Below are 14,589 nucleotides of genomic sequence, written 5' to 3'. Positions count from 1 at the left end.
GCGGCGGGGTCGTGCCCTTGGTGCGGAGGGCCTCGCGCTGCTCGACGCCGAAGCGGTGCTGCTCGTCGACCACCACGAGCCCGAGCTCGGCGAAGTCCACCCGGTCGCCCAGGAGGGCGTGGGTGCCGACGACCAGCCGTGAGCTGCCCGACACCGCGGCGAGCAGGGCACGACGGCGTTCGTCGGTGGACTGCGACCCCGTCAGGATCACCGGTCGGAGTTCGGCCGCCAGGTCCGGACCGAGGAACTTCACGATGGACCGCAGGTGCTGCGCCGCGAGCACCTCGGTCGGGGCGATGAGCGCGGACTGCCCGCCGGACTCGGCCACGGTGAGCATGGCCCGGATCGCCACGAGGGTCTTGCCGGACCCGACCTCACCCTGGATCAGGCGGTGCATGGGCCAGGTACGGGCGAGGTCGTGGTCGATGTCGGCACCGACGGCACGCTGGTCGTCGGTCAGCGTGAAGGGCAGGGTGGCGTCGAAGCGTTCGAGGATGCCACCGGGAGCGGCCACACGCGGCGTCGCCGCGGTGCGACGGGCCGCGATCCGGCGCTGCACCAGGGCGGTCTGCAGCACGAACGCCTCGCGGTAGCGCAGGGCGTCCTGCGCGCGCTTGAAGTCGGCGACCTTCTCGGGGCGGTGCAGCAGTTCGAGAGCCCGGCGGAACGGCACGAGGTCGAGCCGGGACCGCGCGGACGCGGGCACGGGGTCGGGCAGGTCCGGCAGGGTGTCGAGGACGATGCCGATGGACTTCGCGATCTGCCACGAGGTGAGCGAGGCCGTCGCCGGGTAGATCGGGATCGGCTGGCGCGACCACCGGATCGCTTCGTCGGAACCGGGGTCGGCGGTGGCCCGTGGGTCGTCCGGGTCGAACAGCTCGTAGTCCGGGTGGGCGAGCTGCCGGGCACCGCGGTAGTCGCTGACCTTGCCGGAGAAGATGCCGCGGGCGCCGGGCACGAGGTCCTTCGTGCGCCATCCCTGGTTGAAGAACGTCAGGGTGAGCAGCCCCTTGCCGTCACCGATCTTCGCTTCGAGGATGGAGCCACGACGCGCGCGCATCGTGCGTTCGCGGACGTCGACCACCTCGGCCACGATGGTGACCGGTTCGCCGATCGCGAGCGAGTCGAGGGCCGTCAGCGCACCACGCTCGGCGTACCGACGCGGCGCGTGCTCGAGGAACTCCCCCACCGTGCGGTAGCCGAAGGCCTTCTCGATCGCGGTCGCCGTCCGACCGCCGAGGACGTTCGCGAGCCGCGCGTCGAGCGGCGCCGGACCGAGGTCGGGCGCGGCCGGCGCAGCGGGGGTTCCGGAGGTGACCACGGTCCAACGGTACCGGGCACGACCGACCCCACCCGCGCCTCCCGAACGGGCCTGTGGAGAACGCCGGAACGGACCCGCCGGGCCGATACGGTGGCTGCATGACCCGCATCATCGCCGGCGCCGCCGGCTCCCTGACGCTCCGCGTGCCGAAGTCCGGCACCCGGCCGACGAGCGACCGCGTGCGTGAGGCGCTGTTCTCGTCGCTCGAGGCGCGGGGACTGGTCGAGGACACGTCGGTGGCCGACCTGTACGCGGGCACGGGCGCGCTCGGGCTCGAAGCGGCATCGCGCGGGGCCGTCGAGGTGGTCCTGGTGGACCGGGCGTCCGCAGCGGCGCAGGCGTGCCGGGCGAACGCGAAGGCGGTGCAGCAGCGGATCCCCGGTGTCCGGATCGACGTGCAGCCGCAGCCCGTGCTCGGGTACCTGCGCGGAACCGTCCGCACCTTCGACCTGGTGTTCATCGACCCGCCCTACGACGTCACGGAGCACGAGCTCGCCGAGGTGCTCGAGGCGCTGGCGCCGAAGCTGACTCCCGACGCCGTCGTCGTGGTCGAGCGGAGCAAGCGCTCCCCCGAACCCACCTGGCCGACGGGGCTCGCGCCGTTCAGCAAGCGCAGCTACGGCGAGACCGTCGCGTGGGAGGCCGTCGCCGCCGACTGAGGCGCGGTGCGCCTGTGCACGCGCTCTGCGACAGTGCACGTGTCGAACGACGCGTGTCCTGTCGCAACACGGTCCTGCACCGACCGGATCGGGTCAGCCGGGTCAGCCGGCGGCGCCGTCCCAGTCGGCGTAGGGGTCCCAGCCGGTCGTCGGCACCGGGGAGCCGGCGCGCAACAGGTCTGCGTCGCCACGCTCCCGCACGACGCCGATGCGGCGGAAGCCCCCGGGCAGGACGACGTCGGCCGGGAACGTGGCGAGGAGTCCGTGGTCCTCGCCGCCGTGCAGCGCGGCGTCGTCGAGTTCGGCCTCGGCGTCGATCTCCAGCGTGACGCGGCTCGCGCGTGCCATCCGGCCGGCATCGATCGCCAGGCCGTCCGACAGGTCGAGCATCGCGGTGGCCCCCGTCTGCGCGGCGAGCGGGCCGTCGGCGATCGGCGGTACCGGGCGACGCTGCCGTCCGACGTCGGGGTCCGTGTCGGCGCCGCTCGTCACGGTCGCTGCGCGGTCCGGCTCGCCCCGGTCGTCCACGCCGTCGCGGAACAGCCGGGACAGCCCACGTGCGGCACGACCCGTCTCGCCGGACACCGCGAGCACGTCACCGACCCCGGCGCCCGACCGCAGCACGGGTGCGAGGCCGCGCAGGTCCCCGAAGGCGGTGACGGTGACCGTGAACGTGGCCGAGGTGGAGAGGTCCCCACCGACCACCCCGCACCCCGGCGCGAGCGCGTCGACGGCGAGCCGGAAGCCGTCGGCGATGCCCTCGAGGACCGCGACGGGGGTGTCCTGCGGCGCGGCCAGGGCGATCACGAGGCCACTCGGCACCGCACCCATCGCCGCGACGTCGGAGAGGTTCGTGGCGGCGGCCTTCCACCCGACGTCCGTCGGCGACGACCATGCCCACCGGAAGTCCGGACCGTGGACCATCATGTCGGTCGTGACGACGAACCGACCGTCGGGTGCTGCCACCACCGCGCAGTCGTCACCGGGGCCGAGGATCGGCGTCCCGGTCGGCAGGCGGCTCGTGATCCGGTCGAGGACGACGAGTTCGCCGAGCTCCCCCACCGTCGGTCCGGTCCAGGCGTCGTCCGTCGCGTCCACACGAGAACGGTAGCCTGGACGGCGATGGACACCGCGCGCCGCACCCCTCGGACCCTCGCGATCGTCGGGGTCGTGATCACCCTCGCCGCCGGGCTGACCGGGTGCACGAACGCCGTTTCGATGACCGCAGCGCCGTCGGCCGACGCCGCAGCGTGTGCCGCCGTGCAGGTCCGACTGCCCGCGACCGTGGGCTCCAAGTTCGACCTGCGGAACACGAACGCACAGGCCACGGCGGCCTGGGGCGACCCCGAGGTGGCGATCTACCACTGCGGCGTCGCCGTGCCCACCGTGTCCGACCTGCCGTGCTTCTCGCAGGGCGGCGTCGACTGGATCCGCGACGACCGCGGCGACCAGGTCGTCTTCACCACGTTCGGACGGTCGCCGGCCGTGCAGGTCGTCGTCGACTCGACGAAGACCACGTCGGTCGTGCAGGAGCTGTCCGACGCCGTGTCGTCGCTGCCGAAGGACGGACACGAGTGCCTCGACCCGGCGGACGTGCAGGGCTGACCGACCTGGTCAGCGGACGGCGGCGCGACCCAGTTCGATGAGCTCGGTGACCAGCTCGCCGTAGGACACGCCCGACGCCGCCCAGCAGCGCGGGTACATCGACAGCGGCGTGAAGCCCGGCATCGTGTTGACCTCGTTCACGACGAAGCCGTCGTCGGTCAGGAAGCAGTCGACACGGGCCAGGCCCGAACCGCCGATGGCCTCGAACGCGCGCGCGCCGATCGAGCGGATCTCGTCGGTCTGCGCCTCGGTCAGCGGGGCCGGGCAGAGCAGCGACTCGTCGCCGCCCAGGTACTTCGAGGCGAAGTCGTAGAAGCCGTCCTCGGCCACCACGATCTCGCCGGGCAGGCTCGTCCGCGGCGCACCGTCGCGCCCCTCGAGCACGGCCACCTCGACCTCGCGGCCGATCACCCGCGGCTCGATGATGACCTTGGAGTCGTGCTCGAACGCCAGGTCCATGGCGGCACCCAGCTGCGAGGGGTCGTCGACGCGTGAGACGCCCATGCTCGATCCCGCTCGGGCCGGCTTGACGAACAGCGGCCAGCCGTGTGCGGCGACCGTCTCGGCGACGTCGACCGGGTCGGCCGCCCACTGCCGGCGGAGCACTGTTGTCCACGGGGCGACCCGCAGCCCGGCGTGCTCGAGCACGGCCTTGGCGACGTGCTTGTCCATGGCCAGGGCGCTCGCGAGCACGCCGTCGCCGACGTAGGGCAGCCCGGCGATCTCGAGCAGGCCCTGGATCGTGCCGTCCTCTCCGAAGGGGCCGTGCAGGATCGGGAACACCACGTCGACCGGGATCGCGGTGACGGTGCCGTCGGGGTGCGACACGACGAGTTCGTTCGTGGCCGGGGACGTCGGGAACGCGATCCGCGTGCCGTTGTCGGGCACGGTCGGCAGCGCGCCGTCGCGGATCGTCCACTGCGCCGGGTCGTCGGACTGCAGCGTGAAGGCACCGTCCTGGGTGATCCCGATCGGCACCAGGTCGTACTCGGACCGGTCGACGACGTCCATGATGCCGCCTGCGGTCACGCAGCTGATCTCGTGCTCGCTCGATCGACCGCCGAAGAGCACGGCGACGGTGGTCCTGGGCATGGGGGTTCCCTCGGGGATCGTGGGCACGGGAGTCCCTTCGTGACTCGGTGCGGGACCGGTCACTCGCCCTGCGGCTCGTCGGTCTCGGTGAGGTGCGGCGCGATGTTGCGCGGATCGAGCCTACCGGCGAGGACCTCGCCGACCTGGCTGACGATGGGCATGTCGACACCGTTCGCCGCGGCCAGCTCGAGGATCGGGGCGACCGAGGCCAGCCCCTCCGCCGTCTGGTTCATCTGGCGGACGACCTCGTCGAACCGGTAGCCCTGACCGAGCAGCCGCCCGGCGGTGTTGTTCCGCGACAGCGGCGACTGGCACGTGGCGATGAGGTCGCCGAGGCCCGCGAGCCCGGACAGCGTGGACGACTGCGCACCGAGCGACACCGCGAAGTCGGTCATCTCGGCCAGGCCGCGGGTGATGATCGAGGCCTTGGTGTTCTCGCCGTAGCCGACCCCGTCGACGATGCCGATCGCGACGGCGATGAGGTTCTTCAGCACGCCGCCGAACTCGGTGCCGATGACGTCGGTGTTGATGAACGACCGGAAGTACGGGTTCGTCGCGACGGCGGCGACGTCGGTGGCGGTCTCCAGCGAGGACGACGACACCACGGCGGCGGTCGGCTGCCGGCGGGCGATCTCGAGCGCCAGGTTCGGGCCGCTGGCCACGGCGATGCGGTCCTGGTCGATGCCGAGGCCCTGCAGCAGGACCTCGCTCATCCGCAGCCCCGTGCTCTTCTCGACGCCCTTCATCAGGCTGACGACCGGCACGTCGGCGGGCAGCAGCTCGCGGATCGCGGCGAGGTTGGAGCGCAGGGTCTGCGAGGGCACCGAGACGTACACCTGCGAGGCACCGTCGAGCACGCGCTCAAGGGACGTCGAGGCGGTCAGCGTGCGCGGCAGGTTGATGCCGGGCAGGTAGTCCGAGTTGCGCTTGGTCTCGGTGATCTCGCGGGCGACCTCGGGGCGCCGGGCCCACACCACGGTGGACGCACCGCCCTCGGCCAGCACCTTCGCGAACGTGGTGCCCCAGCTGCCGGCACCGATCACGGCCACCCGGGGCTTGTCGGTCGACTGCATGACCACCCGGATCGCAGCGGTGTCGAAGGCCCCGGGAGCCGCCGCAGCGGGGTCGGGTCGGTCGTCGTGGGGGCGGAGGTCACTCAAACCGGCCGGTCTCCTTCTGGTTGTTCGCCGCCGGGTCCCAGCGGGTCGCGGGTGCCCGTTCACCACGGAGCACCTCGAGCAGCGCGGTGATCTCGCGCATGACGAGTTCGGTGGCCTCGCCGAGCATCTGCTGGTCGATCGGCCGACCGCGGTACGCCGACAGGTCGACCGGGTCGCCGATGATCACGTCGACGCGCGACGGCGGGAACAGCCGGAGCTTCTTGCCGTACCGCGCCATGATGTTCTGCGTGCCCCAGTGGGCCATCGGGATGATCGGGACGTCGTTCTCGAGCGCGATCCGGACCGCGCCCGTCTTGCCGCGCATCGGCCACAGGTCCGGGTCGCGCGTGAGCGTGCCCTCGGGGTAGACGATGATCGCCCCGCCCTGCTCGACGAGCGACCGGCCGCCGCCGAGCGGGTCGCTCAGACGCGTCCGGCCGGAGCGTTCGACCGGGATCTGCCCCATGCCGGACATGAGCTTGCCGACCACGGGGACCGTGAACAGCGACGCCTTCGCCAGGAACCGCGGCGCCCGCTTCGAGATGTACACGGCGGTGCCCACGACCAGCGGGTCGATGTTCGTGAAGTGGTTCGGCGCGAGCACGAATGCGCCCTCGGCCGGCAGGCGGTTCGGGCCGTGCCAGTGGTAGCGCGCCGAGAACCGGAACGTCGGGATGACGATGGAGGCGACGATGCGGAACGCGGTGTTCAGCTCGCCGCGGCGCCACCGGCGCCCACGCACGGGGATGCCGGTCGCGACCTGCGCGTCGGAGCCGCCACGGGCCTCCAGACCGTCGCCCTTGCCTTCAGCCCGCACGGTGCCTACCCAGCGAAGTCGAAGTCGGCGCCGAGCTTGCGCAGCTTCGGGATGAAGTGCTCGTAGCCGCGGCTGATGATGCCGACGTTGGTGATGTGCGACTCACCCTCGGCGGTCAGCGCCGCGATGAGGTGGCTGAAGCCACCGCGCAGGTCGGGGACGCGCACGTTCGCGGCGTGCAGCTTCGTGGGCCCGGTGACGACGGCAGCCTGCTCGAACGGTCGGCGGGCGACACGGCGGTCGTGGCCGGGGAGCCCCTCCTTGTGCACGACGATGTCGGCACCCATCTCGTTCAGGGCGTCGGTGAAGCCGAAGCGGTTCTCGTAGACGGTCTCGTGCACGATGCTCTGGCCGTCGGCCTGCGTCAGCGCGACGACGAGCGGCTGCTGCCAGTCCGTCATGAAGCCGGGGTGCACGTCGGTCTCGATGACGACGGGCTTCAGGGTGTCCAGCTCGCGGTAGAACCGGATGCCGTCCTCCTGGATGTCGAACCCGCCGCCGACCTTGCGGAAGACGTTGAGGAACGTCATGAGCTCCTGCTGGTTCGCACCCTCGACGAAGATGTCGCCGTTGGTGGCGAGCGCTGCAGAGGCCCAGCTCGCGGCCTCGTTGCGGTCGTTGATCGCACGGTGTGTGTAGCCGCGGAGCGACTCGACACCCTCGATGAAGATGACGCGGTTCGGCTCGACCGAGACGATGGCGCCCATCTTCTGCAGGATCGCGATGAGGTCCATGATCTCGGGCTCGATCGCGGCGTTCCGCAGCTCCGTGACGCCCTTGGCGAGGGTCGCCGAGAGCAGGACCTGCTCGGTGGCGCCGACGCTCGGGTACGGCAGCTCGATGGAGGCGCCGGTCAGGCCGTCCGGGGCCGTCAGGTGGATGCCGTTGACCTGCTTGTCGACGACCGCGCCCATGGCGCGGAGCGCGTCGAGGTGGAAGTCGATCGGGCGGTCGCCGATGCGGCAGCCGCCGAGGTCGGGGATGAACGCCTCGCCGAGCTTGTGCAGCAGCGGGCCGCAGAACAGGATCGGGATGCGGCTCGAGCCGGCGTGGGCGTCGATCTCGGCGAAGTGCGCCGACTCGACGCGCGACGGGTCGAGGATGAGCTCGCCTCGTGCCGGATCGGTGATGCGCACGCCGTGCACCTCGAGCAGCCCGCGGACCACCTTGACGTCGGAGATGTCCGGCACGTCACGGAGGATCGACGGGGTGTCACCGAGCAGCGACGCCACCATGGCCTTGGTCGCGAGGTTCTTCGCCCCACGGACCTCGATGCGCCCCACGAGGGGCTTGCCCCCGCGGATGACGATCTCGTCCGACGTGAGGCCCACGCGCGCCCCTGCGGCCGCTGCGTCCTGTACGAGAGAGTTCACTACTTCACCGGCAATGTCTTCGGCCGCCAACTGGAGCGGCGGGATTCGAACTCCGTGATCGAGGTCTCGTCACGGAGGGTGAGCCCGATGTCGTCGAGCCCTTCCATCAACCGCCAACGAGTGTAAGCGTCGATCTCGAAGGGGACGTCCACATCCCCCAGCGACACGCGCTGCGTCACGAGGTCGACCGTCGCCTCGACGCCCGGGTTCGCCTCGATGACGGCCCACAGCCGCTCGACTTCCGGTTCGGTCACGATCGCGGTGACCAGGCCCTGCTTGCCGGCGTTGCCCCGGAAGATGTCCGCGAACCGGGGCGAGATCACGACCGAGAAGCCGAAGTCACGGAGCGCCCAGACGGCGTGCTCGCGGGACGACCCGGTGCCGAAGTCGGGGCCGGCGATCAGGACGCGGGCGCCCTGGTAGCGCTCCTGGTTGAGGACGAAGTCGGGGTCCTGGCGCCACCCGGAGAACAGGGCGTCCTCGAAGCCGGTCTTCGTGACGCGCTTCAGGTAGACCGCGGGGATGATCTGGTCGGTGTCGACGTTGGACCGCTTGAGCGGGGCCGCGATGCCGGTGACGGTGGTGATCTTGTCCATCAGAAGGTCCCCTCGGTGGCGGTGGCGGACGTCGCCGCCGCGATCTCGTCGTCGGTCTCCAGGTCCCACGGGCTCGACAGCGTGCCGCGCACCGCGGTGGCCGCGGCGACGAGCGGCGAGACCAGGTGCGTACGGCCGCCCTTGCCCTGGCGCCCCTCGAAGTTGCGGTTCGAGGTGCTCGCGCAGCGCTCCCCCGGTGCCAGCTGGTCCGGGTTCATGCCGAGGCACATCGAGCAGCCGGCGAACCGCCACTCGGCGCCGAACTCGGTGAACACCTTGTCGAGCCCCTCGGCCTCGGCCTCGAGCCGGACGCGGGCGGAGCCGGGCACGACCATCACCCGGACGCCGTCGGCCTTGGTGCGGCCCTTGATGATCGACGCGAAGGCCCGCAGGTCCTCGATGCGCGAGTTCGTGCAGGACCCCATGAACACCGCGTCGACGGCGATGTCCTTCATCGGGGTGCCGGCGGTGATGTCCATGTACCCCAGGGCTCGGCGTGCTGCGGCCTGGTCGTTGGGGTCGCTGTAGCTCGACGGGTCCGGCACGTTCTCGGACAGCGAGACGCCCTGGCCGGGGTTCGTGCCCCAGGTGACGAAGGGCTCGAGGTCGTCGGCGTCGATGAACACCTCGGCGTCGAACACGGCGTCGTCGTCGGTGGCGAGGGTCTCCCAGTAGGCGACGGCGTCGTCCCAGTCCGCACCGGTCGGGGCGTGGTCGCGGCCCTGCACGTAGTCGTAGGTCGTCTGGTCGGGGGCGACCATGCCGGCGCGGGCACCGGCCTCGATCGACATGTTGCAGATCGTCATGCGCCCCTCCATCGAGAGCGCGCGGATCGCGGAGCCGCGGTACTCGAGCACGTAGCCCTGGCCGCCGCCGGTGCCGATCTTCGCGATGACGGCCAGGATGATGTCCTTCGCCGTCACCCCGGGGCGCAGCGTGCCCTCGACCGTGATCGCCATCGTCTTGAACGGCTTGAGCGGCAGGGTCTGCGTGGCGAGGACGTGCTCGACCTCGGACGTGCCGATGCCGAAGGCCATCGCGCCGAAGGCCCCGTGGGTGCTGGTGTGCGAGTCGCCGCAGACCACGGTGATGCCGGGCATGGTCAGGCCGAGCTGCGGGCCGACCACGTGGACGATGCCCTGCTCCTTGTCACCCAGGGAGTGCAGGCGGACGCCGAACTCCTCGCAGTTGCGACGGAGGGTTTCGATCTGGATCCGGCTCGTCGGGTCCGCGATGGGGCGGTCGATGGCGAGCGTCGGGGTGTTGTGGTCCTCGGTCGCGATCGTCAGGTCGAGGCGACGGACCGGCCGACCGGCCTGCCGCAGGCCGTCGAACGCCTGCGGACTCGTCACCTCGTGCACGAGGTGGAGGTCGATGTAGAGGAGGTCGGGGTTGCCGTCCTCACCCTTGACCACGACGTGGTCGTCCCACACCTTCTCGGCGAGCGTCTTTCCCATGAGCCCGGCCCTCCTCGTCCTCGTCGTTGCGCCGCGACCGCGGCACGATCAGGCGACTCTACCATTGGTATACCAACGCGCGGCACCCCGCCCGTGGCGGGCCCGTCACCCCGCCGTCGCACGCCCGTCACCCCGTGACGGCGCGGCCTGGAGGCCCGGGGCGACTCCCCGACACCTGTCGCGGTGGGAGGATGGGGACGACATGACGACACCTGCGCACTCGACCCGGACCATCAACCTCGAGGGCGCGGCCCGCGCCGCGATCGCCGGTGGCGCACCGCTCGCGCTGCTCATCGCCCTCGGGATGCCCGGGTACGCCGCCTTCGCCATGTTCGCCGGGTTCACCGCCATCTTCGGTGCGACCGAGCCCTACCGGCAGCGTGCCGTCACCACCGGCGTCGCGGGTGCACTGCAGACGCTCTGCATGTTCGCCGGCATCGGGGTCGGGCTCGTCGGGTCGCCGCTCTGGCTGCAGGCTGTGGGTCTCGTCGTCGTCCTGGTGGTCGCGGTCTGCACCCTCTCCGCGCTCCGGGCGATCCCCGCTCAGCCGATCTTCCCGGTGTTCGCGTTCGTCGTGTCCGCACTCGTCCCGATGCGTCCGGCGGACGTCCCGCTCGTCGCGACGATCATCGTGTGCTCGGTGGTCTGGGCCTGGCTCGTCGCGATGTCCGGTTCGGTGCTCCGCCGGGTGTTCCACCCGCACGCCCCGCACCGGTTCCGCCCGCTGGCCGACCGCAAGCACCGCTCGCTCGCGGTCCTCGGGACCCCGGCCCTGTGGGAGACCGTCGGGCTCAACGTCGTCGGGTCACTCGTCGCCGGTGCGGTCGCGGAGTCGATCCCCGGACTCGGCCACCCGTACTGGGCCGTCATCGCGGTGGTGTCGACGCTGCCGGCGATCCGGCAGCGGCACACCGTCGTCCGCGCCGGGCAGCGTGTGGTCGGCACGATCGGGGGCACCGTGGTCGCGGTCGGCGTCCTGCTGCTCGAACCGGCGGCGTGGTGGATCGTCGTGCTGGCCGTCGTCGGGCAGTTCTTCGCCGAGATCTTCGTCGCCCGGAACTACGCCGTGTGCCTGCTGTTCCTCACCCCGCTTGCGTTGGCGGTCTCGTGGCTGAGCCTGCCCGAGGCGCCCCAGCTGCTCGCGCTCGACCGGATCGCGCAGACCGTGCTCGGTGCCGTGGTCAGCGTGGGGCTGCTGCTCGTCGGGCGTGCGATCGAGCGCCGGCGCGGCCGTGCCCTCGGTGCGACGAGCGCGATCCGCACGGTCTGACGCACCCGGGTCGAATCGGGCGTCCCTGGTCGAACCGGGCGTACCCGGTCATTCCTTCCGACCAGGAATGCCCGATTCCGCCTGCCATCGCGCGTGACAGGGGAAGGAACGGGCGCGGACGACGGACGGGAGGCCCGTGGCGGGGCCGCCACGGGCCTCCCGTCCGTCCGTGGTCACGACCACCGCGCCCTGCGAAAGCGACAGATCGCTGCGGAACAACCGCGGAGGTCTGTCGCCCTCGCGGACGGGACCGCACCGGGTGCCGCGGGTCTGTCGCTTTCGTGAGCACCGCACGCCCCACCAGCGCGTCAGTCGCGCGGCTGGATGTTCCAGGCGTCGATGACGGGGCGGCCGTGCTCGTAGCCCAGGACGCTGACCGAGGCGGTGCCGAGCTTCAGCACGGCACCGTCCTGCGGTGCGAGCCGGATCCACGCGGCGCCGAGCGCCCGCAGCACGTGGCCGTGCGCGATGAACACGGCGTCGTGGCCCTCGGCGAGCACCGGACGGGCACGGTTCAGGATGCGCTCGACGCGGACCCGGACCTCGGCGGCGTTCTCACCGGGGGTGTCGCCGGCGGGGACGCCGTCGGTCCACAGGTCCCACGGTCCGTGGCGCAGCACCTTGATCTGCGGGGTGGTGAGGCCCTCGTACGCGCCGTAGTCCCACTCGTACAGGTCCTCGTCGAGCTCCGGCTCGACGCCGATCAGGTGTGCGGTGTCGCGGGCGCGCTGCAGCGGGCTCGACAGCGCCAGCGCGAACGACCGGTCCCCGAGGTACCGGCCTGCGCGCTTCGCCTGCTCGACGCCGTTGTCGGTGAGCGGGATGTCGGTGCGGCCGGTGTGTTGCCCGCTCTTCGACCACTCCGTCTCTCCGTGACGGACGAGGACGAGTTCGCCGGGGCGTTCCGAGGTCATGAGTTCCTTCCGATCCAGAGGCCGAGCGCAGCTGCGCCGACCGAGACGACGAGCATCCCGAGGCCGTTCAGGACGGCGAGCCGGGTCTTGCCGGATCGGAGGAGCTGTACGGTCTCGACGCTCGCCGTCGAGAACGTCGTGTACCCACCCATCATGCCCGTCCCGAGCACCGCGACCGTCGAGGCGGGGACGGTGCCGGCCTGTCCGAGGCCCGTCAGCACGCCGAGCAGGAGCGACCCGGACACGTTGATGAGCAGCGTGCCGACCGGGAACCCGACGAACCGCGAACGGGCCACGCGGCCCTTGACGAGCCCGTCGAGCACGAAGCGCAGCGCGGCGCCTGCTCCCCCGCCGACCGCGACGAGGAGCAGTTCGACGGGGCTCATCGGGCGTCCTGCAGCGGTTCCGGGCGGGTGCGGGGCCGGGTGGCCGCGGCGACCCAGAGACCGAGGACGACCGCGGCGAGTCCGAGCACGACCGACAGCAGGGCGTACCCGCTGCCGGCCGTCCACCGGCCGAGGTCGAGCAGCTGCGCGGTGTCGTCCGCGAGCGTGCTGTAGGTCGTGAAGCCGCCCAGGACGCCGGTGCCGACGAACAGCCGGGCCGCGCGACGACGACCGACGTCGGCGCCGCGGCGTGCGAGCGCGTCGAGCAGGAACCCGAGGCAGAACGCCCCGACGACGTTGATCGCCAGGATGGTCCAGCTGATGCCGTCGTGTGCGGGGAACGCCGCAGCGAGCAGTGCGCGGACGGTGGTCCCGATCGCGCCGCCGAGGGCGACCAGGGCGATGAAGCCCCATCGCAGGTGTGGTGGGCGCTCATCGGTCATCGGTACTCCTATCGCCGAGCACGCCGGATCGTCTCCGCGCGTGCGGTGTTCGGGATAGGGACCGTTGGCGGCTGGTGCGCGGTTGGGTCCGGCAGGCCCCACTGCCGGGTCTGGCGACGTCGACAGCGTACCGCCCCACCCGCGGCGCCCGCGATCGCCCGCACCTGGACGGTCTGTGGATGCGCACATGTGCCGAGCCGGGTCGACACCGCCTGTCGGAGGGGACGAAGAAACCCCCGCAGAGCAGGAGCTCGACGGGGGTTTCGTGTGCTGGTGACCCCAGCGGGATTCGAACCCGCGTTACCGCCGTGAGAGGGCAGCGTACTAGGCCGCTATACGATGGGGCCGCGGCTGTTGTCGGACTCGGAGCATGTCACCTGTGGTGACCCCAGCGGGATTCGAACCCGCGTTACCGCCGTGAGAGGGCAGCGTACTAGGCCGCTATACGATGGGGCCGTTCCGACAACTCGACAAGTATTGCACAAGCCCTGCATCCGCACCAAAACGGGGCGTGTCGCCCGGGTGCGCCGTCGTGCTGCGCCCGGCATACGGCGCTCGCTGCACGTGCAGATTTCGACAGAACACCGGTCGAACGACGCGCGTTCTGTCGCAACCTGCACACGCATCCGTTGCGTGCGCATCGAGCGACGAAACACCCGTCGAACGACGCGCGTTCTGTCGCAACATGCGCACGCATCGGTCGCGCGGCCGTGGACGCGACCGCCCCTCGGAAGGGAGGCGCGGGGCGGGCCCGCCACGGGCCTCCCGTCCGCCCGCGCGGTCAGATCGTGAGCGACTCCCCCGGCCGCAGCACGACGAGCGACCCCGCGGGTTCGACGGCCTCGCGCAGCCGCCCCGTGTGCATGTCGTAGCCGATGTCGGAGAGCGTGGCCTCGTGGATCGGGTACGCGCGGGACGGCGCGATCGCGGCGACGGCGTCCATCATCTCGCCGACCTTGAGCCACGGTGCCCCGACGGGCGCTGCGAGGACCTCGACGGGGACGCCCGGGTCCGTGTACGAGTCCCCCGGGTGGAACAGCCGGCCGTTCACGAGCACGCCGGTGTTGTCGACGATCGGCACCGAGGAGTGGATGAGCTGGTGTCGGGTGCCGTGGAAGGAGAGCTCGAACGGGCCGACGGTGCGGTGGTCGCCGTCGGTCACGACCTCGACCGCGATGCCGGAGTCGGCGAGCGCCGCGCGGACGCCTTCGGGGCCGAACACCACGGCGTCGGGGTCGGCGGCGAGGATCCGGTGCAGCTGTTCGGACGTGACGTGGTCCGGGTGCTCGTGGGTCACGACGACGGCGACGACACCCGTGACGTCGACCGGGCGGGTGAAGTTGCCCGGGTCGAGCACCAGGCGGGTGTTGCCCTCGGTGATGATCTGGCAGGCGTGTTCGAGTTTCGTGACCTCCATGCGGGCGAGGCTACGCCGAGCCGAGCCGAGCCGAGCGAGGGAGGGCCGCTGGGGCTGCGTCGACTCGGAACGACGTTCC

Annotated in this window: 15 protein-coding genes and 2 tRNA genes; 3 read left to right on the top strand and 14 right to left on the bottom strand. The window is 71.6% G+C overall.

The features are described from left to right. Positions 1 to 1,321, bottom strand: a 1,321-nt coding sequence (locus H489_RS28375; RefSeq protein WP_017887149.1) for a DEAD/DEAH box helicase, incomplete at its 3' end; no start/stop codon positions are given. A gap of 98 nt (positions 1,322 to 1,419) precedes the next feature. Here H489_RS28375 and H489_RS28370 point away from each other — a divergent pair. Beyond that, a complete protein-coding gene (locus H489_RS28370) occupies positions 1,420 to 1,980 on the top strand; it encodes an RsmD family RNA methyltransferase (protein WP_017887148.1) in 561 nt (186 codons plus the stop codon). A 102-nt stretch (positions 1,981 to 2,082) separates the two neighbouring features. Here H489_RS28370 and thiL read toward each other — a convergent pair whose 3' ends face one another. Then, entirely contained in the window at positions 2,083 to 3,078 is a 996-nt protein-coding gene (gene thiL / locus H489_RS28365; RefSeq protein WP_017887147.1) for a thiamine-phosphate kinase, read from the bottom strand. 24 nt (positions 3,079 to 3,102) lie between these two features. Here thiL and H489_RS28360 point away from each other — a divergent pair, with 24 nt between their 5' ends. Continuing rightward, on the top strand, positions 3,103 to 3,585 hold the full coding sequence (locus tag H489_RS28360; protein WP_017887146.1) for a DUF3515 family protein: 483 nt from the start codon (positions 3,103 to 3,105) through the stop codon (positions 3,583 to 3,585). Between the two features lie 9 nt (positions 3,586 to 3,594). Here the strand turns inward: H489_RS28360 and H489_RS28355 are convergent, their stop codons facing one another. The 6 genes from H489_RS28355 to leuC form a co-directional block, all read right to left on the bottom strand. After that, a complete protein-coding gene (locus tag H489_RS28355; protein ID WP_017887145.1) occupies positions 3,595 to 4,677 on the bottom strand; it encodes a D-alanine--D-alanine ligase family protein in 1,083 nt (360 codons plus the stop codon). Positions 4,678 to 4,736: 59 nt separating this feature from the next. Next, positions 4,737 to 5,750, bottom strand: coding sequence for an NAD(P)H-dependent glycerol-3-phosphate dehydrogenase (locus H489_RS28350; protein WP_031259730.1), 1,014 nt, complete (start codon positions 5,748 to 5,750; stop codon positions 4,737 to 4,739). Between the two features lie 79 nt (positions 5,751 to 5,829). Further along, positions 5,830 to 6,654, bottom strand: a complete 825-nt coding sequence (locus H489_RS28345) for a lysophospholipid acyltransferase family protein (protein ID WP_017887143.1) — start codon at positions 6,652 to 6,654, stop codon at positions 5,830 to 5,832. 5 nt (positions 6,655 to 6,659) lie between these two features. Continuing rightward, complete coding sequence (gene murA / locus H489_RS28340; RefSeq protein ID WP_031259726.1) at positions 6,660 to 8,027, bottom strand: UDP-N-acetylglucosamine 1-carboxyvinyltransferase; 1,368 nt, start codon at positions 8,025 to 8,027, stop codon at positions 6,660 to 6,662. Continuing rightward, a complete protein-coding gene (gene leuD / locus H489_RS28335; RefSeq protein ID WP_017887141.1) occupies positions 8,027 to 8,623 on the bottom strand; it encodes a 3-isopropylmalate dehydratase small subunit in 597 nt (198 codons plus the stop codon). The genes murA and leuD overlap by 1 nt, the downstream gene beginning before the upstream one ends. Next, complete coding sequence (leuC, locus tag H489_RS28330; protein WP_017887140.1) at positions 8,623 to 10,080, bottom strand: 3-isopropylmalate dehydratase large subunit; 1,458 nt, start codon at positions 10,078 to 10,080, stop codon at positions 8,623 to 8,625. Before leuC ends, leuD begins: the two co-directional genes overlap by 1 nt. A gap of 202 nt (positions 10,081 to 10,282) precedes the next feature. Here leuC and H489_RS28325 point away from each other — a divergent pair, with 202 nt between their 5' ends. Next, entirely contained in the window at positions 10,283 to 11,350 is a 1,068-nt protein-coding gene (locus H489_RS28325; RefSeq protein ID WP_017887139.1) for an FUSC family protein, read from the top strand. Positions 11,351 to 11,658: 308 nt separating this feature from the next. On the opposite strand, the gene H489_RS28320 is transcribed toward H489_RS28325, so the two are convergent. The 6 genes from H489_RS28320 to H489_RS28295 form a co-directional block, all read right to left on the bottom strand. Beyond that, positions 11,659 to 12,264: a histidine phosphatase family protein gene (locus H489_RS28320; RefSeq protein ID WP_017887138.1), complete on the bottom strand. Its 606-nt coding sequence runs from the start codon at positions 12,262 to 12,264 to the stop codon at positions 11,659 to 11,661. Next, complete coding sequence (gene crcB / locus H489_RS28315) at positions 12,261 to 12,650, bottom strand: fluoride efflux transporter CrcB (protein WP_017887137.1); 390 nt, start codon at positions 12,648 to 12,650, stop codon at positions 12,261 to 12,263. Before crcB ends, H489_RS28320 begins: the two co-directional genes overlap by 4 nt. Beyond that, on the bottom strand, positions 12,647 to 13,093 hold the full coding sequence (locus H489_RS28310) for a fluoride efflux transporter FluC (RefSeq protein ID WP_017887136.1): 447 nt from the start codon (positions 13,091 to 13,093) through the stop codon (positions 12,647 to 12,649). The genes crcB and H489_RS28310 overlap by 4 nt, the downstream gene beginning before the upstream one ends. A 271-nt stretch (positions 13,094 to 13,364) precedes the next feature. Beyond that, positions 13,365 to 13,440: transfer RNA gene (locus H489_RS28305), tRNA-Glu, on the bottom strand. A 33-nt stretch (positions 13,441 to 13,473) separates the two neighbouring features. Next, positions 13,474 to 13,549, bottom strand: a tRNA-Glu gene (locus H489_RS28300). 325 nt (positions 13,550 to 13,874) lie between these two features. Continuing rightward, complete coding sequence (locus H489_RS28295; protein WP_017887135.1) at positions 13,875 to 14,510, bottom strand: MBL fold metallo-hydrolase; 636 nt, start codon at positions 14,508 to 14,510, stop codon at positions 13,875 to 13,877. Between the last annotated feature and the right edge of the window lie 79 nt (positions 14,511 to 14,589).

The organism is Curtobacterium flaccumfaciens UCD-AKU, from assembly GCF_000349565.1.
In the GTDB taxonomy this organism is placed as follows: Bacteria; Actinomycetota; Actinomycetes; order Actinomycetales; family Microbacteriaceae; genus Curtobacterium; species Curtobacterium poinsettiae.
The sequence above is the reverse complement of the archived record's forward strand: the minus strand, read 5'-3'. Positions and strand labels throughout refer to the sequence as shown.

Excerpts from the sequence above, each read along its gene's own strand:
- leuD (WP_017887141.1), bottom strand. The coding sequence starts at position 8,623 with ATGGACAAGATCACCACCGTCACCGGCATCGCGGCCCCGCTCAAGCGG.
- crcB (WP_017887137.1), bottom strand. The coding sequence starts at position 12,650 with ATGAGCCCCGTCGAACTGCTCCTCGTCGCGGTCGGCGGGGGAGCAGGC.
- H489_RS28355 (WP_017887145.1), bottom strand. The coding sequence starts at position 4,677 with ATGCCCAGGACCACCGTCGCCGTGCTCTTCGGCGGTCGATCGAGCGAG.
- H489_RS28325 (WP_017887139.1), top strand. The coding sequence starts at position 10,283 with ATGACGACACCTGCGCACTCGACCCGGACCATCAACCTCGAGGGCGCG.
- H489_RS28295 (WP_017887135.1), bottom strand. The coding sequence starts at position 14,510 with ATGGAGGTCACGAAACTCGAACACGCCTGCCAGATCATCACCGAGGGC.
- H489_RS28370 (WP_017887148.1), top strand. The coding sequence starts at position 1,420 with ATGACCCGCATCATCGCCGGCGCCGCCGGCTCCCTGACGCTCCGCGTG.
- leuC (WP_017887140.1), bottom strand. The coding sequence starts at position 10,080 with ATGGGAAAGACGCTCGCCGAGAAGGTGTGGGACGACCACGTCGTGGTC.
- H489_RS28360 (WP_017887146.1), top strand. The coding sequence starts at position 3,103 with ATGGACACCGCGCGCCGCACCCCTCGGACCCTCGCGATCGTCGGGGTC.
- H489_RS28350 (WP_031259730.1), bottom strand. The coding sequence starts at position 5,750 with ATGCAGTCGACCGACAAGCCCCGGGTGGCCGTGATCGGTGCCGGCAGC.
- H489_RS28310 (WP_017887136.1), bottom strand. The coding sequence starts at position 13,093 with ATGACCGATGAGCGCCCACCACACCTGCGATGGGGCTTCATCGCCCTG.
- H489_RS28320 (WP_017887138.1), bottom strand. The coding sequence starts at position 12,264 with ATGACCTCGGAACGCCCCGGCGAACTCGTCCTCGTCCGTCACGGAGAG.